This window comes from Streptomyces atriruber, from assembly GCF_001418325.1.
Taxonomy (GTDB): Bacteria; Actinomycetota; Actinomycetes; order Streptomycetales; family Streptomycetaceae; genus Streptomyces; species Streptomyces atriruber.
Genome location: NZ_LIPN01000029.1, coordinates 1 through 26,632 on the forward strand (window position 1 = coordinate 1; position 26,632 = coordinate 26,632).

28 protein-coding genes are annotated in these 26,632 nt (G+C 71.7%); 16 read left to right on the forward strand and 12 right to left on the reverse strand.

The features are described 5' to 3' along the window. Positions 1 to 9 precede the first annotated feature (9 nt). Positions 10 to 822 carry a maleylpyruvate isomerase family mycothiol-dependent enzyme gene (locus AOK03_RS03030; RefSeq protein WP_055563652.1) on the reverse strand — a complete coding sequence of 271 codons (813 nt, stop codon included), beginning with the start codon at positions 820 to 822 and terminating at the stop codon, positions 10 to 12. A gap of 113 nt (positions 823 to 935) precedes the next feature. Beyond that, complete coding sequence (locus AOK03_RS03035; protein WP_055563555.1) at positions 936 to 2,723, reverse strand: ABC transporter ATP-binding protein; 1,788 nt, start codon at positions 2,721 to 2,723, stop codon at positions 936 to 938. A gap of 291 nt (positions 2,724 to 3,014) precedes the next feature. Here AOK03_RS03035 and AOK03_RS03040 point away from each other — a divergent pair, with 291 nt between their 5' ends. Beyond that, on the forward strand, positions 3,015 to 5,141 hold the full coding sequence (locus AOK03_RS03040) for an ATP-binding protein (protein WP_055563556.1): 2,127 nt from the start codon (positions 3,015 to 3,017) through the stop codon (positions 5,139 to 5,141). Positions 5,142 to 5,169: 28 nt separating this feature from the next. Here AOK03_RS03040 and AOK03_RS03045 read toward each other — a convergent pair whose 3' ends face one another. Beyond that, positions 5,170 to 6,072, reverse strand: a complete 903-nt coding sequence (locus AOK03_RS03045) for a LysR family transcriptional regulator (protein ID WP_055563557.1) — start codon at positions 6,070 to 6,072, stop codon at positions 5,170 to 5,172. Between the two features lie 189 nt (positions 6,073 to 6,261). Here AOK03_RS03045 and AOK03_RS03050 point away from each other — a divergent pair, with 189 nt between their 5' ends. After that, a complete protein-coding gene (locus tag AOK03_RS03050; protein ID WP_055563558.1) occupies positions 6,262 to 6,567 on the forward strand; it encodes a DUF1330 domain-containing protein in 306 nt (101 codons plus the stop codon). A gap of 74 nt (positions 6,568 to 6,641) precedes the next feature. Here AOK03_RS03050 and AOK03_RS03055 read toward each other — a convergent pair whose 3' ends face one another. Then, the gene (locus AOK03_RS03055; protein ID WP_055563559.1) at positions 6,642 to 7,994 is read right to left on the reverse strand and encodes an ROK family protein; all 1,353 of its coding nucleotides are present in this window, start codon (positions 7,992 to 7,994) and stop codon (positions 6,642 to 6,644) included. Positions 7,995 to 8,167: 173 nt separating this feature from the next. Here AOK03_RS03055 and AOK03_RS03060 point away from each other — a divergent pair, with 173 nt between their 5' ends. From AOK03_RS03060 to AOK03_RS03075, 4 genes are read left to right on the forward strand one after another with little or no spacing between them, the layout of a single operon-like run. Continuing rightward, positions 8,168 to 9,490, forward strand: a complete 1,323-nt coding sequence (locus AOK03_RS03060) for an ABC transporter substrate-binding protein (RefSeq protein WP_055563560.1) — start codon at positions 8,168 to 8,170, stop codon at positions 9,488 to 9,490. Positions 9,491 to 9,500: 10 nt separating this feature from the next. Then, entirely contained in the window at positions 9,501 to 10,496 is a 996-nt protein-coding gene (locus AOK03_RS03065) for a carbohydrate ABC transporter permease (RefSeq protein ID WP_055563561.1), read from the forward strand. A gap of 28 nt (positions 10,497 to 10,524) precedes the next feature. Continuing rightward, a complete protein-coding gene (locus tag AOK03_RS03070; protein ID WP_055563653.1) occupies positions 10,525 to 11,364 on the forward strand; it encodes a carbohydrate ABC transporter permease in 840 nt (279 codons plus the stop codon). A 20-nt stretch (positions 11,365 to 11,384) separates the two neighbouring features. Continuing rightward, a complete protein-coding gene (locus tag AOK03_RS03075; protein ID WP_244177466.1) occupies positions 11,385 to 12,770 on the forward strand; it encodes a GH1 family beta-glucosidase in 1,386 nt (461 codons plus the stop codon). A gap of 40 nt (positions 12,771 to 12,810) precedes the next feature. Here the strand turns inward: AOK03_RS03075 and murJ are convergent, their stop codons facing one another. Next, a complete protein-coding gene (gene murJ / locus AOK03_RS03080) occupies positions 12,811 to 14,382 on the reverse strand; it encodes a murein biosynthesis integral membrane protein MurJ (RefSeq protein WP_107097912.1) in 1,572 nt (523 codons plus the stop codon). A 264-nt stretch (positions 14,383 to 14,646) separates the two neighbouring features. On the opposite strand from murJ, the gene AOK03_RS03085 reads away from it, so the two are divergent. Further along, positions 14,647 to 15,225 carry a hypothetical protein gene (locus AOK03_RS03085; protein ID WP_079074438.1) on the forward strand — a complete coding sequence of 193 codons (579 nt, stop codon included), beginning with the start codon at positions 14,647 to 14,649 and terminating at the stop codon, positions 15,223 to 15,225. Next, complete coding sequence (locus AOK03_RS03090; RefSeq protein WP_055563562.1) at positions 15,225 to 15,692, forward strand: hypothetical protein; 468 nt, start codon at positions 15,225 to 15,227, stop codon at positions 15,690 to 15,692. Before AOK03_RS03085 ends, AOK03_RS03090 begins: the two co-directional genes overlap by 1 nt. On the opposite strand, the gene AOK03_RS03095 is transcribed toward AOK03_RS03090, so the two are convergent. Continuing rightward, complete coding sequence (locus AOK03_RS03095) at positions 15,647 to 16,849, reverse strand: MFS transporter (RefSeq protein WP_055563657.1); 1,203 nt, start codon at positions 16,847 to 16,849, stop codon at positions 15,647 to 15,649. The two genes, AOK03_RS03090 and AOK03_RS03095, sit on opposite strands and share 46 nt — an antisense overlap. A 73-nt stretch (positions 16,850 to 16,922) precedes the next feature. Here AOK03_RS03095 and AOK03_RS03100 point away from each other — a divergent pair, with 73 nt between their 5' ends. Then, positions 16,923 to 17,681 (forward strand): DeoR/GlpR family DNA-binding transcription regulator, encoded by a 759-nt coding sequence (locus AOK03_RS03100; RefSeq protein ID WP_055563658.1) that lies wholly within the window; start codon positions 16,923 to 16,925, stop codon positions 17,679 to 17,681. A 5-nt stretch (positions 17,682 to 17,686) separates the two neighbouring features. Beyond that, a complete protein-coding gene (locus tag AOK03_RS03105; protein ID WP_244177467.1) occupies positions 17,687 to 18,337 on the forward strand; it encodes an HAD family hydrolase in 651 nt (216 codons plus the stop codon). Here AOK03_RS03105 and AOK03_RS03110 read toward each other — a convergent pair. Then, positions 18,327 to 18,935, reverse strand: a complete 609-nt coding sequence (locus tag AOK03_RS03110; protein ID WP_055563563.1) for a TetR/AcrR family transcriptional regulator — start codon at positions 18,933 to 18,935, stop codon at positions 18,327 to 18,329. The two genes, AOK03_RS03105 and AOK03_RS03110, sit on opposite strands and share 11 nt — an antisense overlap. A 108-nt stretch (positions 18,936 to 19,043) precedes the next feature. Between AOK03_RS03110 and AOK03_RS03115 the strand changes: the two genes are divergently transcribed. The 3 genes from AOK03_RS03115 to AOK03_RS03125 are packed head-to-tail and all read left to right on the forward strand — an operon-like array spanning position 19,044 to position 21,965. After that, positions 19,044 to 20,561 (forward strand): cytochrome P450, encoded by a 1,518-nt coding sequence (locus AOK03_RS03115; RefSeq protein ID WP_055563564.1) that lies wholly within the window; start codon positions 19,044 to 19,046, stop codon positions 20,559 to 20,561. A gap of 55 nt (positions 20,562 to 20,616) precedes the next feature. Further along, complete coding sequence (locus AOK03_RS43745; protein ID WP_306333181.1) at positions 20,617 to 20,952, forward strand: hypothetical protein; 336 nt, start codon at positions 20,617 to 20,619, stop codon at positions 20,950 to 20,952. Then, positions 20,949 to 21,965, forward strand: a complete 1,017-nt coding sequence (locus tag AOK03_RS03125; protein WP_055563565.1) for a glutathione S-transferase family protein — start codon at positions 20,949 to 20,951, stop codon at positions 21,963 to 21,965. The genes AOK03_RS43745 and AOK03_RS03125 overlap by 4 nt, the downstream gene beginning before the upstream one ends. 7 nt (positions 21,966 to 21,972) lie before the next feature. Here AOK03_RS03125 and AOK03_RS03130 read toward each other — a convergent pair whose 3' ends face one another. Beyond that, positions 21,973 to 22,251 (reverse strand): hypothetical protein, encoded by a 279-nt coding sequence (locus AOK03_RS03130; RefSeq protein WP_055563566.1) that lies wholly within the window; start codon positions 22,249 to 22,251, stop codon positions 21,973 to 21,975. A 240-nt stretch (positions 22,252 to 22,491) separates the two neighbouring features. Here AOK03_RS03130 and rpmF point away from each other — a divergent pair, with 240 nt between their 5' ends. After that, positions 22,492 to 22,662 (forward strand): 50S ribosomal protein L32, encoded by a 171-nt coding sequence (gene rpmF, locus AOK03_RS03135; protein ID WP_055563567.1) that lies wholly within the window; start codon positions 22,492 to 22,494, stop codon positions 22,660 to 22,662. A 23-nt stretch (positions 22,663 to 22,685) separates the two neighbouring features. Here rpmF and AOK03_RS03140 read toward each other — a convergent pair whose 3' ends face one another. Then, complete coding sequence (locus AOK03_RS03140; protein WP_055563568.1) at positions 22,686 to 22,928, reverse strand: hypothetical protein; 243 nt, start codon at positions 22,926 to 22,928, stop codon at positions 22,686 to 22,688. A gap of 22 nt (positions 22,929 to 22,950) precedes the next feature. After that, on the reverse strand, positions 22,951 to 23,583 hold the full coding sequence (locus AOK03_RS03145; RefSeq protein WP_425264349.1) for a TNT domain-containing protein: 633 nt from the start codon (positions 23,581 to 23,583) through the stop codon (positions 22,951 to 22,953). A gap of 345 nt (positions 23,584 to 23,928) precedes the next feature. Between AOK03_RS03145 and AOK03_RS03150 the strand changes: the two genes are divergently transcribed. Next, positions 23,929 to 25,164: a lactonase family protein gene (locus AOK03_RS03150; protein ID WP_055563569.1), complete on the forward strand. Its 1,236-nt coding sequence runs from the start codon at positions 23,929 to 23,931 to the stop codon at positions 25,162 to 25,164. On the opposite strand, the gene AOK03_RS40480 is transcribed toward AOK03_RS03150, so the two are convergent. Next, positions 25,161 to 25,490 carry a hypothetical protein gene (locus tag AOK03_RS40480; RefSeq protein ID WP_157868843.1) on the reverse strand — a complete coding sequence of 110 codons (330 nt, stop codon included), beginning with the start codon at positions 25,488 to 25,490 and terminating at the stop codon, positions 25,161 to 25,163. The two genes, AOK03_RS03150 and AOK03_RS40480, sit on opposite strands and share 4 nt — an antisense overlap. A 141-nt stretch (positions 25,491 to 25,631) precedes the next feature. On the opposite strand from AOK03_RS40480, the gene AOK03_RS03160 reads away from it, so the two are divergent. Further along, a complete protein-coding gene (locus AOK03_RS03160) occupies positions 25,632 to 25,985 on the forward strand; it encodes a hypothetical protein (RefSeq protein WP_055563571.1) in 354 nt (117 codons plus the stop codon). Positions 25,986 to 26,148: 163 nt separating this feature from the next. On the opposite strand, the gene AOK03_RS45095 is transcribed toward AOK03_RS03160, so the two are convergent. Then, complete coding sequence (locus AOK03_RS45095; protein WP_208609489.1) at positions 26,149 to 26,340, reverse strand: HNH endonuclease signature motif containing protein; 192 nt, start codon at positions 26,338 to 26,340, stop codon at positions 26,149 to 26,151. Between the last annotated feature and the right edge of the window lie 292 nt (positions 26,341 to 26,632).

Below are 26,632 nucleotides of genomic sequence, written 5' to 3' on the forward strand. Positions count from 1 at the left end.
GCCCCGGCGTCACCGCCGCAGCCAGGCCCCCGCGCCCTTCACCCAGTCGGCGAACAGCGCCTCGTCACCGAGGACTTCGATGCCGTCGGCGGGGGTCGGGGAGCGGCGCAGGTAGAGCAGGAGCAGGAGGTCCGTGAGCGGGCCCCGTACGGCAGTGGTCGCCTTCTTGTGGCCGTGCGACCACGTGATCGGGGTCCCGGTGAGGTCGATCAGCCACTCCCCCGTCCCTTCGGGGGCGTCCGTCGCGTGGAAGTGGAGCGTGCGGTCGGGGCCCAGCAGCGCGTGCAGGTCGGCCTCCGACTCGTAGGCCTGGGGCAGGGTGCTGAACTCCAGCCACTCTTCGAGGCCGTCGAGCGCGACGTCCGCGTCGAGGGTGTACGTGCCGTCGACCGCCGCCGTCGCGTCGAAGCGGTGGACGACCGTCTCGTACGTCATGCGGCGGGCCCAGAAGAGCGGGGTGCCACCCGGGGCGACGGTCCACACCTTCACCTCGGGGCCCGCCTCCCGCAGCGTGTCCGCGAACTGGGCGGCGCCTTCGGTGAGCCAGGCGGACAGCGCGGGGACGTCGTCGTCCGCTTCGGGGGTGACGAGGTTGACCTGTTCGTCCGGGACGGGGCCGGTGGCCCGGGTCCGGACGACCGTCTCGGCCCAGCGGTGCGTGCCGCCCACGTGCCGCAGCAGGTGGGCGAGGGTCCAGCCGGGGCAGCCCGGTACGGGCGCGGTCGCGTCCGCACCGGCGATGGTCGCGGTCAACTGGGCGGTCTGGTCGATGATTCGGTCGGCGTAGCGGTCGTGGACCGCGTGGAGGCTCGGACGCGTCATGGCGTCACCGTAGACCACGGGCTGCAGCGTGCTCGGCACGAACCAGGGGCTGGCGAAGACGGACGGGGCCGCGGGGCGCGATGAAGTCGGCCGGGAAGGCGTCGGTCTCCCGGTCATGCCGACGTCGCCAGGAACTGTGTCGCGGCCAGTTCGCCGTACAGCGGGTCGGCCGCGACGAGTTCGGCATGCGTACCCACCGCACGCACCTTCCCCGCGTCCATCACCACGATGCGGTCGGCGAGCGTCACCGTCGACAGGCGGTGCGCCACGACCAGGACCGTGACCTCGCGGGACACCTCGGCGACGACGTCCCGCAGCGCCAGTTCGTTGACGGCGTCCAGCTGTGAGGTCGCCTCGTCGAGCAGCAGCAGGCGCGGCCTTCTGAGCAGTGCCCTGGCAATGGCCACCCGCTGCCGCTCGCCGCCGGACAGCTTGGAGCCCCGGTGACCGACCACTGTCTCCAGGCCCTCGGGCAGCCGCTCGACCACGGCGTCGAGCCGGGCGCGCACCAGCACGTCCCGGACCTCGGAGTCGGTGGCGTGCGGCGCCGCGAAGAGGAGGTTCTCGCGCAGGGTGCCCGCGAGGACGGGCGCGTCCTGCTCCACGTATCCGATGGCGGCCCGCAGTTCGGCCAGCGGCCACTCCCGCACGTCCTCGCCGTCGACCAGGACACGGCCGCCCGTCACCTCGTAGAACCGCTCGATCAGACCGAACACGGTGGTCTTGCCCGCGCCCGAAGGACCGACGAACGCCGTCATGCCCGGGCCCGGCACGTCGAAGCTCACGCCGTGATGGACGTACGGGAGGTCGTCGCGGTAGCGGAAGGTCACGCCGTCGAAGACGACCGACGCGGCGGCGTGGCCGGTGGGTGCGGGCTGCCTCGGCTCCGTCTGTTCCGTCTGTTCCGTCTCCAGGCGTTCCGCCTGCACGATCCGGGCGATCGCCGCCGACCCCACCTGGTACTGCGACGCCGCCTCGACCAGACGCGACACCGGGTCGATCAGATAGAAGAGGAAGAGCAGGAACGCCACCAGCGTCGAGACGGAGATCGCCCCCGACGCGACCCGCGCGCCCCCGATCCCGAGCACCGCCAGGAACGACACCTGCACCGCGAGACCGACCGAACTCCACGCCACCGACTGCCACTTCGCCGACCGCACGCCGTGCCGCCACGCCTCCTCCGCGGCCGACTCCACCGCGGCCGACTCGCGCTGCTCGGCACCTGAGGCCTTCAGTGTGCGGAAGGCGCCGAACGCCCGCTCCAGCGCGGTCGAGATCGTGCCCACCGCCTCCTGGGCACGCTCGGTCGCCCGTGCGATCTTCGGCATGACGAGGGACACCGCGCCGCCGATCAGCACGATCACACCGAGCGTGACACCGAGCAGCACCGGGTCCATCAGCCCCATCATCACGATCGTCGCGATGAAGGTGAGTCCTCCGGAGGCCGCGGACACGACGGACTGGGTCGTCACGGCCCGCAGCAGCGTCGTGTCCGAGGTGACGCGCGACATCAGATCGCCCGGCTGGGTCCGCTCCACCTCCCCGAGGCGCAGCCGCAGCAGCCGCCCGATCAGGGTGCGCCGGGCCGCAAGCACGACGGACTCGGCGGTGCGCTCCAGGACGTACGCGCCGACGGACTCGATCGCGGTGCCGAGCACCACGAGCGCGGTGAGGAGAATCAGGATTCCGGCGATCGAGTCGTCGCCGCCGAGCCGGTCCACGAGCGACTTGGCCGCCAGGGGCTGGGCGAGGCCGGTCGCCGAGCCGATCAGTGTCAGGAAGGCGCCCAGGGCGACGGCACCGCGGTGCGGGCGGAAGTGGCGGTACAGGGCGCGCCAGGTCTCTTTCGCGGGCAGCCGCTCGGGCTTCACCGGGGCGTCCTGGGGTGCTGCGGGCGTCATGGATCTCGGGGTGGGGGCTGCGTCGGTCACGTCGGACAGGACGCAGTGCGGCCTGATCCACCTGACTGACGCCCTGGCCGTGCCCTGCCGTCTCCGGCCGTCCCCGAACAGGGGTGCGACAAGTCGCCGTCCCGCATGATTCGGTTCCGTACTTCACTACCCCGAATCCGGGAGGGGAGTTAGAGGATCAGCCGAATCCGGTGCAGTGACGATTCTGCACAGGGACGGTGGTGGCACGGGGCGGGCGAACGGGCTCGCGGTGGTGTGGAACGCGAGCGGGAGTGGATTGTCGTGCGGGTGTGGGGTCACTGGGAGGGTGCCGGGCGACCGGCGCGGTTCGTCCGGAGCGCCGGGGGCCTGGTCGGACGGGCCGAGGAGCTGGGGGCGCTCCGCAGGATGCTCGCCCAGGGCAGACTCGTCACCGTGGTGGGCGGCGCGGGGATCGGCAAGAGCCTGCTCGCCGAGCACGCGGCCACGGCGGTGGGGAGCTCGATGCCGGACGGCGTGGTGCGGGTGCGGTGGTGGGACGGGGCCGCCACGCGACGGCGTTCGGTGGCGCAGGCGGTGGCGGACGCGTTGGACGGCGAGACAGAGGCGGAGGAAGCGGGAGGAGCAGCCGGAGAAGCGGAGGAGACCGGAGAGGCAGAAGGGGTCGGGGTGGGTGCGGCGGGGCAGCCCGCGGCGACCCTGGAGATCGCGGCGCTCGTGGCGCGGCTGCGGTCCCGGCGGATGCTGGTGGTCCTGGACGACTTCGATCCCGTACGGGGCGAGTGCGTACGTCTCGTACGGGCGCTGCTCGACGAGGCACCGGACGTGCGGGTCCTGAGTGCGGGACGCCATCCGCTGGGCCTCGGCGAGGAGGCGGTGCTGCGGCTCGGACCGCTGGGCGGCGCGGCGTCCGACGGTGGCTCCGATGCCGCCACCGGTGTCGACGCCCCTCCCGGCGCCGGGCCTGCCGCCGGTCCGGCGGCGACGCTCTTCCTGGAGCGGGTGCGGGCGGCCCGACGTGGCGCGGGTCACGACGGGCCGTCACGCGGCCGCCCCGGTCCCACGCCCGGCGACCGCGTGGACGAGCTGCGTCTCGCGGACGACATCTGCCGACGGCTCGAAGGCATGCCGCTGGCCATCGAGTTGGCGGCGGCGCAGGCGGTGCAGTACTCGCTGCCGCAGCTCGCCAGGATGCTGGAACCCGCGCAGGGCTGGCTCGGCGTGGCGGACGCCCCGTTACGCAGGCACCGGTCGCTGCGCGCCGCCGTGGGCGCCGGGTACGCGCTGTGCGGGGCGGCGGAGCGGACCGTGTGGGCCCGGCTCAGCGTGTTCGCCGGGAGCTTCGACGAGGACGCGGCCGCCTATGTGTGCTCGGGCGGCGGGCTGGACGCCCAGGACGTGCCCGCCTCGCTGGCCCGCCTGGTGCTGGCCTCGGTCCTCGAACCGGTCCGTGACCCGGGCGGCGTCCTCGCCCCGCGCTACCGGATGCCCGCCGCGGTCCGCGGATTCGGTGCCGAGCGGCTGCAGTCCGCCGGGGAGACGGCCGCGGCGGTCAGCCGCCATCTGTACTGGTACGGCCATGTCGCCTCCACCGCCCACCACTTGTGGAGCACCGGGCTGCACGAACGGGCCGCCTCGCTCGTCCGCGACGAGGAGGCCGACCTGCGCGCCGCCCTCACCCGGGTGCCGAGCGGCGCCGACCCGGCGTCGGCGACGCTCGCGGTCGTCGTGGACCTGTGGTTCTGGTGGGCGGTGTGCGGCCACGCCGAGGAGGGGCGCGCCCTGCTGGGCCGTCTGCTGCCGCTGGCCCGCACCGATACCCGGGTGTGCGGGCAGGCGCTGTGGCTGGCCGGCTGGCTCGCCGCGTGCGCCGATTCCCCGGAGGCCGCCGAACTCCTTGGCCAGGCCTGGCGCGTGGCCCTGCTCGCCGGGGACGACGCGACCGTCGGGCGCGTCTCGCACGTGCTGGGCGCGCTCGCCTTGCGGGACGGGCGGACCGAGCGCGCCATCGCCCATCTGCGGGCGGCCGCCGACACGATTCCCGTCCACGCGGACCACGGCCCGCCGGCCGCCGTCAGCTGGGCGCTGCTGGCCGTGGCGCAGGCCAGGGTGCGCCCCGCCGACGCGTGGCGCAGCGTACGTCGCGCATCGGCGGGACCGCAGCCGCGGCACGATCTGTGGACGCGTTCCATGACGCAGTACGCGCAGGCGTTCGTCGACCACTTACGGGGACGCCGCAGCCGCGCCTGGCGCCGGGCGCACAAGGCGCTGGCAGGCGCCCTCGGTGTAGCGGGAGCCGCCACGGCCTCCGAGCCGCCCGTTTCCGGCGATGCCGTCGCGGGTGCCGTGGCCTCCATGGCAGGGCCGCCTGGCGTCGCACTCATCCACCAACTGATCGCCGACATCGAGTCGGGCCCGCCGCCCGTCTGAGAACGTCGTCCAGTCGGGGGCTTGCGCGTCAGTCCGGCAGCCAGTGCAGTTCGTGCGCCAGGGTCTTGGCGACGACACGGATGCGGCGGTGCAGCGGCGACTGCTCGCGCGGGAGGACCAGGTGGATCGTCAGAGCGGGCGCGCCCCGCAGCGGTCGCCAGGTGAGACCGGCCGGTTGTGCCGTGGCCGCGGCTTCTCCGGCCGGGGCGAGGGTGACCCCGTCGCGCAGGTCGCGCTGAGACATGTCGAAGGAGACCGCGGGCGTGTGGAATCGGGGGTGTGGTCGGGCGTCCCGGAAAAGTGCGGACAGCTGATCGTGGATCACGGGGTTGGCCGCACGGTCCGGGAGTCGCAGCGGATACGCGGCCGCGTCGGCGATCTCGATCTCCGGGTGTTCGGCCAGCGGATGGTGCCGCGCCAGCTGGACCCCGACGCGCGCACGCCGCAGCAGGAACCGGCGCACGTCACGGCCCGGCTGTTCACCGCGGGTGATCCCGGCATCGATGCGGCCGTCGGCGACCGCGGGGGAGATCTCCGGTGTCGCCATCGGGGCCGCGCCGACCTGGAGTCCGCTGTTGCCGCGCATCAGCCGGTCCACCAGTGCCGGTACCGTCTCGGCCCCGGTGCTGAGGCTGTATCCGATGCGCAGCGTGCCCAGTTCACCGGCCGCCGCGCTCCGGGCGGTGTCCCATGCCCGGTCCAGCGCAGCCAGCGCGGGCGGCGCGGACTCCGCCAAAGCCGCACCAGCCGCGGTCAGTACGACGCTGCGCGTGTCGCGGACCAGCAGGGCCGTACCGAGTTCCGCCTCCAGTCGGCGCATCCGGGCGCTGAGTGCGGGCTGTGCGATGCCGATCCGTGCGGCCGCGCGGGTGAAGTTCAACTCCTGCGCCAGCACCAGGAAGTACCGCAGGCTGACCGTATCCGGCGCCACGTGCTCTCCCCCGCCGATTGATAACAATCCGTTCTGAGTCTATCCCGAACCGGTCTTTCCCCCGGCCGCACATCAAGCCCTAACCTGCGCATATGACGATTCAACTGACCGCAATACCCGTCGCCGGGATGGATCGATTCGAGTGTCGATTCGAAGTCGGACGCGTCCGGCTCCACACAGGGGGTTTCCATGGCTAAGGGCTACTGGGTCAGCGTCTACCCCGCCGATTCCGCCCCCGAGAGGCTGAGTGCCTACGACGAGCTGGCCGGTCCGGCCGTCCAGGCCGGGGGCGGGCGCGTCCTGTCCCGGATCCCGTCCCGTGGCGGCCGAGTCGTCGCCCACGAGGCCGGAATCACGCAACGCGTCGTTCTGATCGAGTTCGACAGCTTTGAACAGGCCGTCGCGGCATACGAGAGCGAGGTGTACCAGAAGGCGCTGATGGCCCTCCCCGACGGCTTCGAGCGCGACTTCCGCATCATCGACGGCATCGACTGACCGGCGCGGGGCCCGTGCGAGAAGGGCAGGACAAGCTGACGGCCAGGCGCCCCGCTCCCGTCGGCGCCACCACCTCAGCGCACTCCCCGCCCCTCCAACACCACCTGCCAGTCCGGCACCCCGGGCGTCGCCGACTCGGTCCGTGACGGTGTCGCGCGGCGTCGGCCGCCGCGGGCGAAGAAGTCGGCGAGGGGCAGCGTCGCCGCGCCCACGGTGACCGCGTCGGGGCCGAGTTGGCCGAGGTCGACCGTGGCGTGGGCGGCGGGGTGGCGCAGTGCGTACGCCTCGGCGTACTGCCGGACGGCGGGCAGCAGGTGCGGGCCGAGCTGGAGGCCCGCCCAGCCGCCGATCAGGACGCGTTCGGGGCCGAAGAGGTTGACGAGGTCGGAGATGCCCGCGCCGAGGTACTCGGCGGTCTCGTCGAGCACGGTCACGGCGACGGGGTCGGGCGCGCCGCCGTCCCGCGGGTGGGCCGCCGCCAGCAGGGCGCTCACGCCGGTCTCCTCGTCGGCTCCGGGCGGCAGCGCGCCGCCCGCCTCCTGCCAGCGTGCGAGGAGGGCTTCCGCTCCCGCGTACGCCTCCAGGCAGCCCCGCGCCCCGCAGCGGCAGCGGCGGCCGCGGACGCTCACGGTCAAGTGACCCCACTCTGCGGGCCCGCCGCGCGCCCCGCCGTGGATGACGCCGCCGGTGACGACGCAGGCACCCACGCCGGAGCCGATCAGCACGATCGCCGCGTCGCGCGCGCCGCGGCCGCCGCCGAACCACATCTCGGCCTGGCCGAGGGCCCTGGCTCCGTTGTCGACGAAGTATGCCGTGTCGGCGGGGAGTCGGATCGATTCGCGCAGCATGTGCTCCAGCGGGACGGCGTCCCAGCCGATGGTCTGGCCGTGCACCACCGTGCCCCCGGTGTCGTCGCGGTCGACGATGCCGGGCACCCCCACGCCCACCCCGATCAGGGCGCCCCGGGGCGCACCGGTCGTCGCCGCATGCGGTGTGCCGCGCTCGATGCCCGCCTCCGCCGCCACCTCCGCCACGCCTTCCGCGATGTGCCGGACGATCGTCTCCACGTCGTGCCCCGAGTCCGCCAACGGGCGTTCGGTACGGGCCAGTTCGGTCAGCGCCAGGTCGAAGGCCTCCACGCGGACCCGTGTCTCCCCCACGTCGACGCCGATGAGACGGCCGCTCGACGGGGCGACTCGCAGCAGGGTGCGCGGGCGGCCGCCGTCGGACTCGACGCTCCCGGCCTCCTCCAGGATGCCGTCGGCGGTGAGTTCGGCGACGACGTTGCTCACGGAGCCCGAACTGAGTCCGGTCGCGGGACCGAGCGCCTGCCGGCTCATCGGCCCGCCGAAATACAACCGTTGCAACACCGAAGCGCGGTTGCCCACGCGCAGGTCGCGCACCGTTCGACTGCTCCGCTCGGCCATGTGGCTCCTCTCCGATCGGCAACATACCCGTGCGCGACCCCTTGACGCGACTTTCTCTCAGGTTTTAACTCACGTCCTAAATTAAGTCGTGAATCCGTTCAGACGTCGAACTCGGCGCCGCCATACGCCTGTTCTCATTCCCACCCATCCACCACGAAAGGGACGGATCCGCCATGCGCAGACTCCGAGCCGTGGCAGCTCTTGCCACCGTGACCGCTCTCACCGGTGCCACCCTCACGGCCTGCGGCGGCGGCACGAGCACGGGCGGCGGAGGCAGCAACGCCTCGCCCGAGACGCTCACGTACTGGGCCTCCAACCAGGGGCCGAACATCGCCGCGGACAAGAAGATCCTCACGCCCGAGCTGAAGAAGTTCGAGAAGCAGACGGGGATCAAGGTCAAGCTGGAGGTCATCCCCTGGTCGGACCTGCTCAACCGGATCCTCGCGGCGACCACGTCCGGCCAGGGCCCCGACGTCCTCAACATCGGCAACACCTGGTCCTCCTCGCTCCAGGCCACCGGCGCCCTCCTGCCCTGGGACGCGAAGAACTTCGCGGCGATCGGCGGCAAGGACCGCTTCGTCGACGCGGCGCTCGGCTCGACCGGCACCGCGGGCAAGGACCCGGCGGCGGTGCCGCTGTACTCACTGTCGTACGCCCTCTACTACAACAAGGCGATGTTCAAGGAGGCAGGCATCGACAAGCCGCCGGCCACCTGGGACGACCTGGTGGCCGACGGCAAGAAGCTCTCCAAGGGCGGCAAGTGGGCGCTGGGCGCGGAGGGTTCGAACCTGGTGAACAACATCCACCAGGCCTTCGCCCTCGGCAAGCAGCACGGCGTCGATTTCTTCGACGCGCAGGGCAAGCCGACCTTCACCTCGGACGGTGCCGTGGCCGCCGTGAAGCAGTACGTCGACTTCATGGCCAAGGACGAGATCATCGCGCCGGGCAACGCCGAGTACGCGCAGAACCAGTCGCTGCGGGACTTCGCCCAGGGCAAGACGGCGATGGTCCTGTGGCAGGCCGCGGCGACCACGTTCGAGGCGCAGGGCATGAAGCCCGACGAGTGGGGGGTCGCCCCCGTGCCCGTGGCGTCCGGGAAGCCCGGCGCCGAGCGGCAGGTCAACTCGATGGTCGCGGGCATCAACCTCGCGGTCTTCAAGAACACCGACAACCTCGACGGCGCCCGCAAGTTCGTGAAGTTCATGACGAGCGACGCCGAGCAGGCCCACCTCAACAAGGCGTACGGGTCGATCCCGCCGGTCACCGCCGCACAGCAGGACGCGGCCTTCGACCGGGCCGACACCGCCGTCCTGCGCGACACGCTCCGCAAGAGCGCCGCGCCGCTGCCGCAGGTGCCCAACGAGTCGCAGTTCGAGACATCGGTGGGCACGGCCATCAAGAAGCTGTTCGCCGACGCGGCGGCGGGCAGGCCGGTCACCACGGATTCCGTGATGTCCGAGCTGTCCAAGGCGCAGCAGCAGATGCCGAAGAGCTGAGAGCCGCCCCGTGACCACGCTCACCGAACCGCCCACCGCCAAGGAGCGGGCGACGCCGCCCTCGGGCAAGCGCCCCTCGCGGCTGCGCCTGCCCGCCCGCCTGCGCCGCGTCTCGCTCCCCTACCTCCTGCTGCTCCCCGCGCTGCTCCTCGAACTCGTCGTCCACCTCATACCGATGGGCGTCGGCATCGCGATGAGCTTCAAGGAGCTCACCCAGTTCTTCATCCGCGACTGGGGCGCCGCCCCCTGGAGCGGCCTGGACAACTACAAGCTGTCGGTGGACTTCGACGCCCCGGTCGGCGAGGCGCTGCTGCACTCCTTCTACGTCACCGTCGCGTTCACCGTGCTGTCCGTGGGTTTGTGCTGGCTGATCGGCACGGCGGCCGCGGTCTTCATGCAGGAGCACTTCCGCGGCCGCGGTCTGCTGCGGGCCGTCTTCCTCATTCCGTACGCACTGCCGGTCTACGCGGCCGTCATCACCTGGTCGTTCATGTTCCAGCGCGACACCGGGCTCATCAACCACGTCCTGCACGACCAGTTGGGGCTCACCGACAGCCGTCCCTTCTGGCTCATCGGGGACAACAGCTTCGTCGCCCTGCTGACCGTGTCGGTGTGGAAGGGCTGGCCGTTCGCCTTCCTCATCGTCATGGCGGGGCTGCAGAACATCCCCAAGGAGCAGTACGAGGCGGCGGCGATCGACGGGGCCGGGATGTGGCAGCAGGTGCGGCGCATCACGCTGCCGTCGCTGCGACCGGTGAACCAGGTCCTGGTCCTGGTGCTGTTCCTGTGGACGTTCAACGACTTCAACACGCCGTACGTCCTGTTCGGCAAGGCGGCGCCCGAGGCCGCCGACCTCATCTCCATCCACATCTACCAGTCGTCCTTCGTCACCTGGAACTTCGGCACGGGCTCGGCCATGTCGGTCCTGCTGCTGCTCTTCCTGCTCCTGGTGACGGCCTGCTATCTGCTGGTGACCTCGCGGGGAAGGAAGACCGCCGATGTCTAGTCGCACACCGATGTCCAGGCGCTCACCGATGGCCGCGCCGCGTTCGTTCCTGTGGTCGCGGCGGATCTTCCTGACCCTGCTGGCCGGCTTCGTGCTGCTGCCCGTGTACGTGATGGTGAGCAGCTCCCTCAAGCCGCTGCAGGACGTGTCCGGCTCCTTCCGCTGGATGCCCAGCGGGTTCACCGTGCGGCCGTACCTCGACATCTGGAAGACGGTGCCGCTGGCCGACTACTTCATGAACTCGCTGATCGTGGCCGGCGCGGCGACGGTGTGCTCGGTGGTCATCGCGGTGTTCGCCGCGTACGCGGTCAGCCGCTACCGCTTCCGCGGCAGGCGGGTGTTCACCGTGACCGTCCTGTCGACGCAGATGTTCCCGGGCATCCTCTTCCTGCTGCCGCTCTTCCTGATCTACGTGAACGTCGGCAACGCCACGGGCATCGCGCTGTTCGGCTCGCGCGGCGGGCTCATCCTCACCTATCTCACCTTCTCGCTGCCCTTCTCCATCTGGATGCTGATCGGCTACTTCGACTCGGTGCCGCGGGAGCTGGACGAGGCGGCCCTGGTCGACGGCTGCGGACCGCTGCGCGCCCTGTTCCGCGTCGTGGTGCCCGCCGCGATCCCCGGCATCGTCGCGGTCGCCGTCTACGCCTTCATGACCGCGTGGGGAGAAGTGCTCTTCGCCTCGGTCATGACCAACGACGCCACGCGCACCCTCGCCGTGGGCCTGCAGGGCTACGCCACCCAGAACGACGTGTACTGGAACCAGGTCATGGCCGCCTCCCTCGTCGTGAGCATCCCCGTAGTCGCCGGCTTCCTCCTCCTGCAGCGGTATCTCGTCGCCGGTCTCACCGCCGGAGCCGTCAAGTGAACCTCCCCGAAAGGAACTCCGTGACCGACCCCTCCTCCTTGGACTCCTCCTCCGTGGACCTCTCCGCGCTCCCCCGGGACTTCGCGTGGGGCGTGGCCACCTCGGCGTACCAGATCGAGGGGGCCGTCGACGAGGACGGCCGCGCGCCCTCGATCTGGGACACCTTCGCCCGCACGCCGGGCGCGATCGACGGCGGTGACACCGGCGACGTGGCCTGCGACCACTACCACCGCTGGCCCGAGGACATCGCGCTGATGCGGGAGCTCGGCGTCGACTCCTACCGCTTCTCGCTGGCCTGGCCGCGCATCGTGCCCGGGGGCGACGGACCGGTCAACGCGGCGGGCCTCGACTTCTACGACCGGCTCGTCGACGCCCTGCTCGAAGCGGGCATCACCCCGAACGCGACCGTCTACCACTGGGACCTCCCGCAGGCTCTGCAGGACCGCGGGGGCTGGCCGGAGCGTGCGACCGCGGAGCACTTCGCGGCATACGCCTCGGTGGTGGCCGAGCGGCTCGGCGACCGCGTCCCGCACTGGGCGACGCTCAACGAGCCGCTGTGCTCCGCCTGGATCGGCCACCTGGAGGGCCGCATGGCGCCGGGCCTCACCGATCTGACGGCCGCCGTGCGCGCCTCCTACCACCTGCTGCTCGGGCACGGTCTGGCCGCGCAGGCGATCCGCGCGTCGGCGCCCCGCGCGCAGGTCGGCATCGTCAACAACCTGTCTCCGGTGGAGCCCGCGTCCGACCGGCCCGAGGACGTCGCCGCCGCCCTCAGGGCCGACGGGCACACCAACCGCTGGTGGCTCGACCCGCTGCACGGACTCGGCTTCCCCGCTGACATGCGTGAGGTGTACGGCGTCGACCTGCCGGAGCGGGCGGGCGACCTCGCGACCATCGCGCAGCCGCTGGACTGGCTGGGCCTCAACTACTACTTCCCTGCCGTCGTCGCCGACGATCCCACCGGCCCCGCGCCGTTCGCCCGCCAGGTGTACCGGCCCGAGGTGCCGCACACCGGCATGGACTGGGAGATCGACGCGAGCGGCATCGAGAGCCTGTTGATGCGGCTGACCGAGGAGTACGGGGCACGTCGGCTGTACGTCACCGAGAACGGCTCGGCGTACCCCGACGTCGTCCGCGCCGACGGCACGATCGACGACGTGGAGCGCACCCGTTATCTGGCCGAGCATCTGGCGGCCTGCGCCCGTGCGGCGCGCCGCGGCGCGCCGCTGGCCGGGTACTACGCATGGTCACTGCTGGACAACTTCGAATGGGCGTACGGCTACGACAAGCGCTTCGGCCTCGTGCACGTCGACTACGAGACGCAGCGCCGCACGGTCAAGGGCAGCGGCCGCCGCTACGCGGACCTCGTCCGCGCCCACCGCCACCGGACCGCGCGGGCTGCCTGACGCTGACGGCTCGGCCGTCGGGCAGGGTTGCCGCCCGGTCTCAGCGGCGCAGGCCGCGCAGCATCCGTACCTCCCCTATCCGCAGCAGCCGCGCGAGGACGAGGTAGCCGACCGTCATCGTCACGGCGCCGGCCGTCAGGGCCAGCGCCGTGGCGGTGGTGCCCGCCGGTGTCATCCGGGCTCCCGCGCGTGCGATGGCCCAGCCGAGGGCACCGGCGAGGGCGGACGCCAGGATCAACTTGCCGTAGGTGCGGACCAGTCGGCGGCCGTCCAGACGGCCGCCCAGGCGGCGGCGCATCAGCCGCGCGGTGAGCAGCAGCCCCACCGCGTACGACAGCGTGTAGGCGGCGGCCATGCCGGTGACCGCCCAGCGTGCGGGCAGCAGCAGGTGGCAGGCGGTGGCCAGGGCCATGTTCACACCCGCGACCCAGACCGCCATCCAGAACGGGGTGCGGGTGTCCTCGTACGCGTAGAAGCCGCGGAGCAGGAGGTACTGCGCCGAGAAGGGGATGAGGCCGAGGCCGAACGCCTGGAGCATGTGGCCGAGGGGCTCGGTGGCCGCGGCGTCGGACGCGCCGTGGGCGAAGAGCAGCTCCGCGGTCTGCGGTCCGAAGGCGAGGAAGAAGAATCCGGCGGGCACGATCACCGTGCCGGTGATGCGCAGCGCGCGGGACAGTTCGCCGCGCAGGTCGGCGGTCCGGCCCTCGGCCGCGGCCTTGCTCATCCGGGGCAGCAGCGCGGTCACCAGGGAGACGGTGACGATGGACTGCGGGAGGAGCCAGATCGTCTGCGCGTAGGAGTACGCGGTGTAGCCGACGCCGTCCTTCGGCAGGCTCCGGTCGGCGGCGTTGGCATAGTTCGTGACGACGGTCAGCGCGACCTGGTTGGCGAGGACGAGCAGCAGCGTCCAGCGGGCGGCCCGTGCGCTCTTGCCGAGGCCGGTGCCGCGCCAGTCGAAGCGCGGTCTGAAGCGCAGGCCCGCGGCGCGCACGAACGGCACGAGCGCGAGGGCCTGCAGGCCTATGCCGATGGTGGTGCCGATACCGAGGAGCCTGACCTGGGCCGCGGTGATGTCGTCGACGCTGTCGGGCACGGTCATCAGGCCCAGATAGGCGCCGAACATGGCGACGAGCACGACGTTGTTGAGGACGGGGGTCCACATCATCGCGCCGAACTTCTCGCGGGCGTTCAGCACCTGTCCGAGGATCGCGAAGAGCCCGTAGAAGAAGATCTGGGGCAGCAGGAACCGGGCGAAGACGACGGTGAGCTCGAACGCCTCATGGTTCTCGGCGGTGTCCCGCATGTAGAGACCGACGATCTGCGGGGCGGCCCACACCGCGAGGGCCGTGCCGACGCCGAGCACACAGACGACGAGGGTGATCAGGCGCTGCTCGAACGCCGTGCCGCCGTCGGGGTCGTTCGCGCGGGCGCGCACCAGCTGGGGCACCAGGACGGCGTTCAGGGCGCCGCCGATGAGCAGGGTGTAGAGGCTGGTGGGGACGGTGTTGGCGGTGTTGTACGTGCCGGCGAGGAGGCCGGTGCCCAGGGCGGCGCCCTGGAGGACCTGCCGGATCAGGCCGGTGGCGCGGGAGACCACCGTCCCGAAGGCCATGAGGAGCGAGGAGCGCGCGAGGGTCACCACGTCAGCAGCACCTCGTGTGCGGCTCGGCCCTCGGGTGCGGCTCGGCCGCCCTGTGCGGCGGCTCGGCGCGTATGACTTCGAAATCCATGCACTTGATCTTCGCACGGGCCCGTGGCGGCTCACGGTCACCCGAACGCTTCGCCGCCGCGCACGCGCGTCCTCGACCTGCCGCCGTAACGTCCGGTTCGTCCAGACCCGTACGCCCCGCAGGCAAGAAAGCGAGCCCCCTCCCCCATGTCGACATCCGTGCGCGCCTCCGCGGCACCGGTCCACCGCGCCGCGCTCCCGACCCGCTTCGTGGTCCTCTTCCTGCTCTCCCTGCTCACCGCCGCGAGCGGCTTCCTCGTCGCCCCGGGGCAGGCTCATGCGGCCCAGGCACCCATCCTCACCGCCACCGCACCGGCCGTCGTCGACGAGCCGTGCACCAGCAGCGACCCCGCCGTCTGCATGATCCGGGAGATGACCCCGGAGCAGCGCGCGCAGGCGCGCGAGACCCGGATCCGCTATCACCAGTTGCTCGACACCATGGAAGACGTGGCCGACCGGATGCATGCGGCGGGCAGTTCGGACGAGGAGATCGCCCGCACACTGGTGGACATGCGCAACGACGCCAAGGACATCACGCGCGCGGGCATGTCACCCGAGGCCGTGCAGGCCCTGGAGGCACGCAACATGAAGAAGTACGGCAACCCGCTGGGCCCGACGGCGGACCAGCAGTACGCCAAGTACGGCAGCTGGAGCGCGGTCATCGCGGCGGCCACCCGCAGCAGCGCCGCCGTGGACCGGGAGCTCGGCCTGGAGCCGCGCGGCTGATGACGCGCCTGTCGGACTACGACCGGCACGGCCGGGTGTGGGACCTGGACCCCGCTTCGGGGCTCCTCTCCCCCGCGCCCGGCGGCAGCTGCCACGGCTTCGTGCACCTTGCCGAGGAGGGTGAACACGCGGCCGCCGCGCTGTACGGCGCCGGGGAGGAGGCCGGGACGCTCTGGCTGCAGTTCGGGGCGCGGCGCTGGGACTGCGCGGCGGTCTCCGTACGGCAGGCGTCCCTGCCGGACGGCACCCGCCGCTTCACCGTCACCGATTCCGTCACGGGTTCCGGTGGCGACCCGGAGTTCGAACTCCCCTACTCGGCACCGGATCCCGTCCCCTTCGACCCGGCATACGACTGGCTGGACGAGCTCGCCGACGATTTCTACCTCTGGGTGGCGGACCGGCTCGCCACCGCCGCATCCCGTCAGACGCTGCTGGAACACTTCCGTGCGGGGTTCCCCGCCGCCTGAGGGGTCTCCCGCAGGATGCCCGCCGCGCAGGCCGCGACCGCGCAGAACGCCACCGGCAGGAAGAAGGTCAGGTTGAGCGGCATGAAGTGCGTCAGCGGGCCGATGACCGCGGGGCCCGCGAGCATGCCGAGGTAGCCGAGCCCCGCGACGCGGGAGACGTTGGCCCCCGCGGCCTCGTGGTCCGCGTGCCCCGCGGCGCTGAAGAGCTGGGGGATGCAGCCGGAGAGGCCCGCACCGAACACGGTCCAGCCGACCAGGGCGAGCGGAATCCAGGGGGACAGGGCCGCCGCGGTCAGGCCGACCGCGGCCACGGCCGCGCCGTACCGCAGGATGGCGACCGGGCCGAACCGCGCGGCCACCCGGTCGGCCAGCAGACGGCCGACGGTCATGGCCGTGGCGAAGGCCCCGTAGGCGAGGGCGGCCGTTGCGGCGGGCGCGTCGAGCACGTCGCGCAGTTGCAGCACGCTCCAGTCGTTCGCCACGCCCTCGCAGAGCATGAGCATCAGGGCGAGGGCGGCAAGGGCCCAGATCCGGCGCGGGGTTCCGTGCCGTGACGGCGTCGGGGACCCATGAGAATCCTGCGACGGTTCGGATCCGCGTGCGGGGCGCAGCAGCGCGGGAGCGGACAGCGCCGCGGCCACGACGCCGAGCAGCGCCACCGCGCCGAGGGTCGCCGCCGGGCTCCAGCCCCAGCTCAGCGTGCGGGCGCCGACCAGCGCGGCGAGGACGCCGCCGATGGAGAACGTCGCGTGGAAGGCGGACATGACGGGCCGTCGGTAGCCTCGCTCGACCTGCACGGCGTGCGCGTTCATGCTGACGTCCAGGCAGCCGTTGCCGAGGCCGAGGGCCAGCAGGGCCGCCCCCAACGCCCAGACGTTCGTGGCCAGTCCCGGCAGCACCACGGCCGCGGCGCACAGGCCCGCGCTCACCGGCACGACGGTCCGGGCGCCGAGCCGGTCGGTCAGCGGGCCGACGATCTGCATGCCCACGAAGGCGCCGGCCCCGAGCAGCAGCAGGAGCCAGCCGAGGACGGCGTGGCTGATCCCCGCGCGGTCCTCGACGGCGGGGATGTGGACGATCCACATGCCCATGAGGAAGCCGTTCAGAGCGAAGTAGGCGAAGGTGGCCAGTCGGCCGGCTCGCAGTGTTCTGTCCATGACTTCGAACATAACGAACAGACTCAATGTGCGGAAGTTTGATTTCCGAACAGCTCTGATGTTTGATGTGGATGTGGCCAGTACAGACCGACTGAGGCAGATCACGGACGCCGTGCGCGAGGCGGGGCGGATCGGTGTCGCGGAGCTCGCCGAACTCACCGGCGCCTCCGAGATGACCATCCGCCGCGACCTGGAAACCCTGTCCGAACAGGGCGTCCTCGAGCGCTACCGCGGCGGGGCCAGGAGCCTTCTGCTGCGCGGCGAGGAGCCGCCGTTCGCGCTGCGGGAGCAGGAAGGCCTGGCGGTCAAGCGGCGCATCGCCGCCGCGGTGGCCGACCTGATCGCCGACGGGGAGTCCGTGGTCGTCGACAGCGGCACGACCTGTCTGGAGGTGGCCCGCGCCCTGGAGCACCGCCGCCTGACCGTGATGCCGCTGTCCCTGCACGCGGTGAACGCCCTGTCCGCCGCTCCGCAGGTCACTCTGCTGGTCCCGGGCGGTCGGCCGCGCCCCGGCGAGCTGGCCCTCACCGGCCCGCTGGCCACGGCCTCCCTGGCCGCCCTGCGCTTCGACACCGCCGTGATCGGCTGCTGCGGACTGACCGCCGCGGACGGCCTCACCGCCTACGACCTGGACGATGCCGCCGTGAAGCGCGCCGCGATCGGTTCGGCCCGCCGCGTCATCGCCGTCGCGGACGCCGCCAAGCTCTCCCGTACCGCCCTGGCCTTCGTCGCCCCCGCCGCCACCCTGCACGCCGTCGTCACGGACGAAGCGGCACCGGACGCGGAGACCGACGCACTGGCCGCGGCGGGCGTGACCGTACGAAAGGTATGACCCCTGTGACCCCGATATCCCCCACGCATGACAGCGACCGCGACCCCGCCGCCACGCGCGACGTCGTGCTCTTCGACATGTTCGGCGTCATCGCGCGCCACCAGTCCGCGGACGGCAAGGAGCGTCTGGCCGCCATCGCGGGCGGGCCCGCCCCGGCCTTCTGGGACGCCTACTGGGGGCTGCGCCAGGCGTACGACCGCGGGGACGTGACCGGCGCCACCTACTGGCGACAGGTGGCCGATGCCCTCGGCGCCGACTTCGATGAGGCCCGGATCGCGCGGCTCATCGAGGCCGACCTCGCCAGCTGGAGCGCCGTCGACGCCACCATGGTGACCCTCCTCGACGAGATGGCGGCCGCGGGACAGCCGATCGCGCTGCTCTCCAACATCCCCGAAGAGCTCGCCACCCACTACGAAGAGCGGCATTCCTGGCTCAAGCTCTTCCAGGTGCGCGCCTTCTCCTGCCGCATCGGCCACGCCAAGCCCGAACCCGGGGCCTACCGCTGGTGCCTGGACGCGCTCGGCGTCGATCCCGGCCGCGTCCTCTTCGTCGACGACCGCGAGGACAACATCCGTGCCGCCGAGGCCGTCGGCGTGCGGGGCCACCTCTTCACGACCCCCGCCCGGCTGCGCGAGGCGCTCCGCATCAGCGCGTGATCGCGCCCAGCAGCGCCTTGGCGCACAGGTCCCGCACCTGCTCCCGCGTCAGGTCCGGTTCCTCCAGCCACTCCAGGCAGACCGCCACCATGAACGCGAGCCACCCGCGCACCGCGAGGCGCAGCGCGGGCAGGTCCTGGGTGATGTCCGAGGCGTCCGGGTCAGCGGCGAGGGCCGCGAGGATCTGCCGCTCCTGCGCGGCGAGCCCGTTGCGGTAGACCTCGCGGACCAGCGGGTCGCCCGCCGCCTCGGCCCGGTGGAAGGCGCGAAAACCCTGCGCGTGGCTCTCCACATAGCCGAGGAACGCGTCGAGGCCGGTGCCGATCTGCTCGCGCACCGGCAGCCCGGGAACCGCCGCCGTCAGGCGCAGCATGCGCTCGCTCTCCCGGTGCACCACGGCGGCGAAGAAGTCCCGCTTGGTCGGGAAGTAGTGGTACAGGAGCCCCCGCGACACCCCGGCGATCTCCGCGACCCGTTCGATCCACACGTCGTCGTACGGCTTCTGCGCGAAGAGCCGCGCCCCGACCGAGAGCAGCTGCTCACGCCGCTCTTCGGTACTCAGTCTGCGGCGCGTGCGCTCCTGGGGATTCGCGGCCATGCAGGCACCTTACTTGACGCGAATTCAATAGGGGCACCAGACTGGGATCTCCTATTGAATCCACGTACAACAGGCCCAACGGGCCCGTCGGACAAGGGAGATGGGCACATGGCGCAGACGACGCGGTCCGCGGCGGCGAACAGTCCTGAGGGACAGCGCGCCCCTGCCCCTCCCCCGAAGGGCTTCCGCAGCGCCGAGCTCGGCTGGCCCGAGCTGCACCGGATACCGCATCCGCCGCGTCGGCTCCCGCTGCTCGGCGACATCCTGGGGGCCAACGTCCGCACGCCGCTGCAGGACTCGATGAAGATGGCCCACCAGCTCGGGCCGATCTTCCGGCGCAAGGCGTTCGGCAAGGAGTTCGTCTTCGTGTGGGGCGCCGACCTCGCCGCGGACATGGCCGACGAGTCGCGGTTCGCCAAGCACGTGGGCCTCGGCGTGGCCAACCTCCGCCCGGTCGCGGGCGACGGCCTCTTCACGGCGTACAACCACGAACCCAACTGGCAGCTGGCGCACGACATCCTGGCTCCCGGGTTCAGCCGCGAGGCGATGAGCGGCTATCACCCACTGATGCTGGACGTCGCACGGCAGCTGACGGCACGCTGGGACGAGCGGGAGGCGGCGGGCCGGGCGGTGGACGTACCGGGTGACATGACGAAGCTGACGCTGGAGACGATCGCCCGCACCGGTTTCGGGCACGACTTCGGCTCCTTCGAACGCTCCGCGCCGCATCCCTTCGTGTCGGCGATGGTGGGCACGCTCTCCTTCGCCCAACGGCGCAACGTCGTGCCGCCGCTGCTGACCCCGCTCGTGCTGCGCGGCGCCGACCGGCGCAACGACGCGGACATGGCGTATCTCAACCGCACCGTCGACGCGGTGATCGCGGCCCGGCGCGCCGAGGGCGGTGCGGGCTCTGCCTCCGGTTCCGGTTCCGGCGGTAGCGGTGACCTGCTCGACCGGATGCTGGAAGTGGCCCACCCGGAGACCGGGGAGCGGCTCACTCCGGAGAACATCCGCCGCCAGGTCATCACCTTCCTGGTCGCCGGGCACGAGACGACGTCCGGCGCGCTGTCGTTCGCGCTGCACTACTTGTCGCGCTCACCGGACGTGCTCGCCCGCGCGCGGGCCGAGGTGGACGAGGTCTGGGGCGCCGCGGAAGAGCCCGCGTACGAGCAGGTGGCCAAGTTGCGCTATCTGCGCCGGGTGCTCGACGAGTCGCTCCGGCTGTGGCCGACCGCTCCGGGATTCGCCCGCGAGGCGCGCGTGGACACCACTCTGGGGGGCGAGCACCCGATGCGCCGCGGTGCGTGGGCGCTCGTTCTCGCGACGATGCTGCACCGCGATCCGGCGGCGTGGGGCGAGCACCCCGAGGAGTTCGACCCCGACCGGTTCGCCCCTTCGGCGGTACGCGCACGGCCCGCCCATGTCTTCAAGCCGTTCGGCACCGGCGCACGAGCCTGTATCGGACGTCAGTTCGCCCTGCACGAGGCGACCTTGGTGCTCGGACTGCTGCTGCGCCGATACGACCTGCACGCGGATCCGGGGTACCGGCTGCGCATCGCCGAGCGCCTCACCCTCATGCCGGACGGCCTCACCCTGCGGCTCACCCGCCGCGCCAGGGCTGCGTAAGGCGCCATTGTCAGACCCGTGCGCAAGAGTGGAGGTGGCATCCCGCGATGCCACCATGCCACCCAGCGCAGAGGAGTCGCTCGACATGACCGGCACGACGTCCGAGGAACTGCTCGCCGCCCAGGCCTGCTTGCGCCTGCTGCACACCGCGCGCGCCACGCTCTCCGACTCCGCGTCGGTCTCCCCGGTGGCCGCGGCGACGCTGCTCGCGGGGCCGATCGCGGAGGCCGACGAGGCACTGCGCCGCGCGGGCCTCGCGGGCAACGAAGCAGCACTCATCGAACGGATCTACGACCTCGCGCCGCCTCCCCCGCGCTCCGCGGATCCGGGCCCGCCCGAACAGCGGACGCAGTTGAGCCACTCCTGTGCGCGCGAGGGCAGCGAGTCATGAGCGCGGAGCAGGGCAACGCCTCGTACGGACACAAGGAGTTCAAGCGCTCCAAGAGCCACTTCGCGGACCGCGTCACGGCGGACGGCAGGGACGGCTGGCCGGTCGAGGCGGGGCGCTACCGCCTGGTGGTGAGCCGGGCCTGCCCGTGGGCGGGCCGTGCGCTCATCGCGCGACGGCTGCTCGGCCTGGAGGACGCGGTCTCCCTGGGCATCACCGACCCGATCCAGGACGACCGGAGCTGGCGGTTCACGCTGGATCCCGACGACCGCGACCCGGTGCTCGGCATCCGCTTCCTGAGCGAGGCGTACGAAGCCCGGGAGAGCGGCTATCCCGGAGGGGTCAGCGTCCCCGCGCTCGTGGACGTGCCGAGCGGCAAGCTGGTCACGAACGACTTCCAGCAGATCACGCTGGACTTCGCCACGGAGTGGACGGCCCTCCACCGCGAGGGGGCACCGGACCTGTACCCGGAGGCGCTGCGCGACGAGATCGACACCGTCATGGAAGGCATCTACCGCGACGTCAACAACGGCGTCTACCGCTCAGGGTTCGCCCCGGACCAGGCGACCTACGAGAGCGCGTGCAGCGATGTCTTCCGCCGTCTGGAACTGACCGCCGAGCGCCTGTCGAACCGCCGCTATCTGGTCGGGGACACGCTCACCGAAGCCGACATCCGCCTGTTCTGCACGCTGGTGCGGTTCGACGCCGCCTATCACGGCCACTTCAAGTGCAACCTCTGGAAGCTCACCGAGGACCGCGTCCTCTGGTCGTACGCCAGGGACCTGTTCCAGACCCCCGGGTTCGGCGACACCATCGACTTCGACCACATCAAGCGGCACTACTACCAAGTGCACACGGGCATCAATCCGACCGGCATCGTGCCGCTCGGCCCGGACCTCTCGGGCTGGCTGACGCCGCATCACCGGGAGGAGCTGGGCGGGCGCCCGTTCGGCGACGGCACGCCGCCGGGGCCCGTGCCCGCCGGGGAGGAGGTGCCGACGACCGGGCGCCCCTGAGCCCCGGTCACGGCCGTGTCGGCTCGTTCCCGGTCACGGCCGTGTCCGGCTGCTTGTCGGGCTTCCAGGTGAACTTGTCCCCGCCCACCCAGCGCACGGCGTCCGGGTCGTCGAGGTCGTGCACGGTGATGCCTGCCATGGCGGCCGCGTCGAGGACGTCCGTGACGCTCTTCGCCTTGCCCACCACCTCGCCGTCGATCTCCACGATGCGGAACGGGGGCCAGTCGGGCTGGACCCCGAGGACCGTGATCCGGGGGGTCGCCATGTGCAGGAAGCTTTCGGTCATGTCCGGAACTCTTCCATGGCGACCCACGGACCCGCCTCGCCAGTCGGCCGCTCGGGCTACCGGCTGCGGTGATCAGGATGCGCGCCACCGGCATCTCTCAACCTCAGGTTCAGCGTGAGGGTTGATGTCGGTCTCAAGTCGAGCCCGAGACTCCGCGCGACTGTTGCTAATGGGATTCATTTTCATATAGCGTGCGGGCGACCGCTCCCCATGACCGCACCGACGCACCCGGAGGACCCCATGGCCGTACCCAAGAGGAAGATGTCCCGCAGCAACACCAGGCACCGCCGCGCCCAGTGGAAGGCCACCACCGTGCAGCTGGCGCCCGTCACCGTCGACGGCGTGCCGCACATGGTGCCGCAGCGACTGGTCAAGGCGTACGAGCGGGGGCTGCTGCACCCGGAGAGCTGACGGCACGACATGCGTGCGATCGGTCAGGTCAGCTGGCGCAGCAGATGCGCGCAGGCGGCCGACTCGTCCGCATACCGGGCGAGAGGCTGGTGCACACCCCTCTCGTACGTTCCGACCTCCCACTCCTCGCCTTCGACCCCGTCGACCCTGCGCAGGTAGACGAAGTCGGGAGGCGTGGGAGCCGGCTCGTGGACGCCGTCGATCCAGTAGTAGCCGTCGGCGACCCCGGCGGCGCGCAGAGCCGCCGCGGCTGCTCGGACGTCCACGATCCCCGCCCCCTTCCTCGCGCTAGTCGTTCGCGGGCTCGAGGTAGCCGTTCTCCAGCAGCCACTTCACGTTCAGCCGCTGCCCCGCACCCGGGTCGAGGAGGGCCGGGTCCAGCTTGATCTGCTGACCGCGGCCGGGCTGTTCGAACCACGGGGCGATGCTGCCCTGCCAGACGTGGAACGGCTTGCTCACCTCGTAGACGCGGTAGTCGCAGGCGAAGGCGGCGTCGCGGGTGTTGAGGTTCTGCGGAGGCAGGGCGCGCTTCGCGTAGGGGTCTCCGGCGGGCGCGAGGTATCCCCCGAACTCCGAGCCGAAGCGGTCCAGCTCCTCACCCTTCTCCAAGAGCTCACGGTGCTTGTCGACCTGGCCGTTGACAGTGTCGAAGCCGTCGTTGGGCGGGTACTTCCAGCTCCCCGTGTCCGCCGGGCCCTCCCAGTACTTCTTCAGGAAGGCCTTCGGCGACAGCTTGCCGGTCCGCTTCCAGTCCTTCAGGAGCGGGCCGACGGGGCGCTCCCACTTCTTGGGCAGCCAGGCCGGGCCGAGGCGGGCGTCACCGTGGAACTCCCCCGTGCACGGCTCGTGCGCCGCACCGGCCGCCACCGGGGGCGCGGGGGCGGCGGGGGCCGTGGCGCTCGCGGCGGGTGCGGCCGCCATGGCGCCCGCGACACCGAGCGCGGCCAGGACGGTACGGATCCGGATCACACGGCTGTGGTCCACTCGGCAACTCCTCAGACATCTGCACACGTCTGCATGCAGTCAACAACAATGCCTCGCACACCGTACTCGAATGATCACTCCCGGTTTCTACGTGTGGTCAACTCGCCCTGATGGACGCCCCCGTTGGCCGATTCCGGCCGCTGCCGTCGCCGCCCGGCATCGCCCCCGTCGGCTCCCCTCACCGTCCTGGCGCCGCGCCGAGGGGCGCGCCTCTTGTCCACTCGCTCATGTACGGGCACTGTGTCTGCCACATCCGTCACGACCGACCCACGAGGTGCAGGTATGAACAGCGGAGCAGAGTCCGACCCGGGTTCCGGGAGCGGCCCGGGGCGGCGGCGGTTCATCGGCGCGCTGGTCGGGACCGTCACCACCGCGGCGGTGGCCTCCACATCCGCCTGCGCCTCACCGGACCGGGCGAGCCGGGAGCGCTCCGGCCGCACCCGCAGCGACACCGCCTCCGACGTGGCACACCGCCCGCGCAGCGAGGGGCAGCTGTTCCTGGGGACGTACACCTCGCAGGAAGGCGGCGGCTCGGGCATCGGCCTGGCGACGTACGACGACGCGACGGGCCGCGTCACCGGCACCGGCACGCTCGGCGGCGTCCCCGACCCGTCCTACCTGGCGCTGCATCCGTCGGGCCGCACGCTCTACGCCGTCAACGAGCGGGAGCAGGGCGGGGTGACCGCTGTCGCGCTCTCCCCCGACGGCGAGCACGACGTCCTCGGCACGCGCGCCACCGGTGGCGCGGGCCCCTGTCACCTCTCCGTGCACCCGGGCGGCCGCTGGCTGCTCAGTGCGAACTACGGCTCCGGCAGCGTGGCCGTCCACCCCATCGAAGCGTCGGGAGCACTCGGCGAGCGGACCGAGCTGGTCACGCACTCCTCACCGCCGCCGGGCCCAGGCCAGCAGGGGCCGCACGCCCACCAGATCAGCACGTCCCCGGACGGCCGCCACGTCCTCGCCGTCGACCTCGGCAACGACACCGTCTACACCTACCGTCTCGACGAGAAGGCGGGCTCGCTCAGCCGCGTCTCGTACGCGAGCCTGCGGCCGGGCGCGGGGCCGCGCCATCTCACGTTCCACTCCTCGGGGCGCTTCGCGTACCTCGCCAACGAGTTGGACAACACGGTCGTCGTCTGCGCGTACGACCCCGCCACCGGCCGCCTCACGCCCGGCGAACCGCAGCCGACCGGCACGGGCGAGGGCACCAGCTATCCGGCCCAGATCGTGGTGACGCGCGAGGGCCGCTTCGCCTTCCTCGCCAACCGGGGGCACAACAGCATCACGCGGTACGCGATCGAGGGCGACGGCGCCCGGCTGCGACTCCTCGACACGGTCTCCGTCGGCGGGGACTTCCCGCGGCAGCTGGCGTTCTCCCCGTCCCAGCGGCTGCTGTTCGCCGCGAACCAGAAGTCGAGCTCGGTGAGCGTCTTCCAGGTGGACGGGGAGAGCGGCGCGCTCCGGCTCGCGGGCAAGCCGTTCGCCGCGCCGGTCGCGGTGTGCGCGCTGCCGCTCTAGTCAACGGCAGAAAGCTGGGACTTGCCCTGCCGATCAAGTTCACAGCCGGATGACCAGGGCTGCAATGTGGCAGTACCGAGGAGGCGGATGAACGCTGTCGTAGTGGGTGGCGACGGCGCGAAAGGCTCCTTCAGCCCACAGTTGCCTCGCTCGATGAGCCAGTCCGGGGCTGGCGGTCGGGCCTGCTCGCCGCGGATCCGCTCGGCTTCGCGCCGCTCTGCTTCGGCGATCGCCCCGTCGAGCCTCTGGACCCACATGGCGCGCCAGGTCCGCGGGATGCGGAGGCGCGGCAGATCCGGAGGCAAGTCGACCTTGCTCGATGACATGCCGAGCCTCGTCACCATGCCCCTCGCGGCGTCGGTGCAGACGCATCTCGCCACCTCGCAGACAGAGCAAGGATCACAGCCCGTGCAGCTATGTTGAGATTTACGCACCCAGCGTAATCATGCGAACACGTGGAGAGTTCCTTGCGACGCTCACTCACCGCCCTCGCCGCTACGGCCACCGCACCCATCGTCATCCTGGCCCTCGCGGCTGCACCCGCTCAGGCAGCCCAGGGCACCGCCAGCTTCCGCAACGCCAAGGGCATGGACATCACCCTCACCGATCCGCTCGACGGTCATTGCTACAAGCTGGCAGACCCCCAGGAGGAAGGCGCCGCCTGGCGAAGCAACGACACCGACACCGACGCCACGCTCTACTACGGGGCCGACTGCGCCCAGGACATGCTGACGGTGACGCTGAAGTCCCACCGTCGACTTGAGCCGATGTGGGGGCACGACACGATCATGTTCCCGCCCCATTCAGTGAAGTTCGGCTAGCGGCGGACGCGCGGGTGCCCCCGCCTCCGACCCGCGAGGCAGGGGCTCCGCCGACGGTACGACTAAGGCCGCCGCTCCTCGCGGGATCGCCACTGCTTCCGTCGAACGATGTTGTGGACCTGCGACTTCCCCAAGCCGTACTCCGTAGCCAAGGCGGCTTGCGTCACCGTCCCGCTGTCCCGTGCCGAACGGCACCGGCCGAGTTCTCGGCCGGTGTAGCCCAGCGAAGATTGCACGGCCGGTTGTTGGTTGGATCGCCGTCCCCATGGGCGACTTGGTGCGACGCGGTAGGTCGTGGCCCGTGGAATGCCACGCACACCAAGAAGTGTGCGGACTCCACCTTGTCGCCAGTCACGGTGCCGGACGGGTACCCCTTGCCCCGCAGCTTCTGCCGGAGTAGACCTCCTTGCGGGCCGCGCCCTTGGCCTTGAGCATCGACCAGGACTTGTCCGGCCGATCATGTGAGCCGGGGCGGCATGCGGTTGGTGGCTGTCTTCCGCGAAAGGTGCTGTGGCCCTTGGGACTTCGGGGCGCAGCCGGTCCGCCGCGATCTGCCGGCTGCGTGTCCCGCTCCCGGACGCCGGGGCAGGCGCGGCGGCGAGCCCCGGGTTCCGGTTGGCGGTCAGGCATGCGGCGGGGTGTGTCGG

Coding starts and splice junctions, on each gene's coding strand:
- AOK03_RS03030 (WP_055563652.1), bottom strand. CDS start 822: ATGACGCGTCCGAGCCTCCACGCGGTCCACGACCGCTACGCCGACCGA.
- AOK03_RS03125 (WP_055563565.1), top strand. CDS start 20,949: ATGAGCGCGGAGCAGGGCAACGCCTCGTACGGACACAAGGAGTTCAAG.
- AOK03_RS03085 (WP_079074438.1), top strand. CDS start 14,647: ATGTCGACATCCGTGCGCGCCTCCGCGGCACCGGTCCACCGCGCCGCG.
- AOK03_RS03055 (WP_055563559.1), bottom strand. CDS start 7,994: ATGGCCGAGCGGAGCAGTCGAACGGTGCGCGACCTGCGCGTGGGCAAC.
- murJ (WP_107097912.1), bottom strand. CDS start 14,382: ATGGCCTTCGGGACGGTGGTCTCCCGCGCCACCGGCCTGATCCGGCAG.
- AOK03_RS03050 (WP_055563558.1), top strand. CDS start 6,262: ATGGCTAAGGGCTACTGGGTCAGCGTCTACCCCGCCGATTCCGCCCCC.
- AOK03_RS03090 (WP_055563562.1), top strand. CDS start 15,225: ATGACGCGCCTGTCGGACTACGACCGGCACGGCCGGGTGTGGGACCTG.
- AOK03_RS43745 (WP_306333181.1), top strand. CDS start 20,617: ATGCCACCCAGCGCAGAGGAGTCGCTCGACATGACCGGCACGACGTCC.
- AOK03_RS03130 (WP_055563566.1), bottom strand. CDS start 22,251: ATGACCGAAAGCTTCCTGCACATGGCGACCCCCCGGATCACGGTCCTC.
- AOK03_RS03095 (WP_055563657.1), bottom strand. CDS start 16,849: ATGGACAGAACACTGCGAGCCGGCCGACTGGCCACCTTCGCCTACTTC.
- AOK03_RS03070 (WP_055563653.1), top strand. CDS start 10,525: ATGGCCGCGCCGCGTTCGTTCCTGTGGTCGCGGCGGATCTTCCTGACC.
- AOK03_RS03110 (WP_055563563.1), bottom strand. CDS start 18,935: ATGGCCGCGAATCCCCAGGAGCGCACGCGCCGCAGACTGAGTACCGAA.
- rpmF (WP_055563567.1), top strand. CDS start 22,492: ATGGCCGTACCCAAGAGGAAGATGTCCCGCAGCAACACCAGGCACCGC.
- AOK03_RS03035 (WP_055563555.1), bottom strand. CDS start 2,723: ATGACGCCCGCAGCACCCCAGGACGCCCCGGTGAAGCCCGAGCGGCTG.
- AOK03_RS03115 (WP_055563564.1), top strand. CDS start 19,044: ATGGCGCAGACGACGCGGTCCGCGGCGGCGAACAGTCCTGAGGGACAG.
- AOK03_RS40480 (WP_157868843.1), bottom strand. CDS start 25,490: ATGTCATCGAGCAAGGTCGACTTGCCTCCGGATCTGCCGCGCCTCCGC.
- AOK03_RS03145 (WP_425264349.1), bottom strand. CDS start 23,583: ATGGCGGCCGCACCCGCCGCGAGCGCCACGGCCCCCGCCGCCCCCGCG.
- AOK03_RS03150 (WP_055563569.1), top strand. CDS start 23,929: ATGAACAGCGGAGCAGAGTCCGACCCGGGTTCCGGGAGCGGCCCGGGG.
- AOK03_RS03060 (WP_055563560.1), top strand. CDS start 8,168: ATGCGCAGACTCCGAGCCGTGGCAGCTCTTGCCACCGTGACCGCTCTC.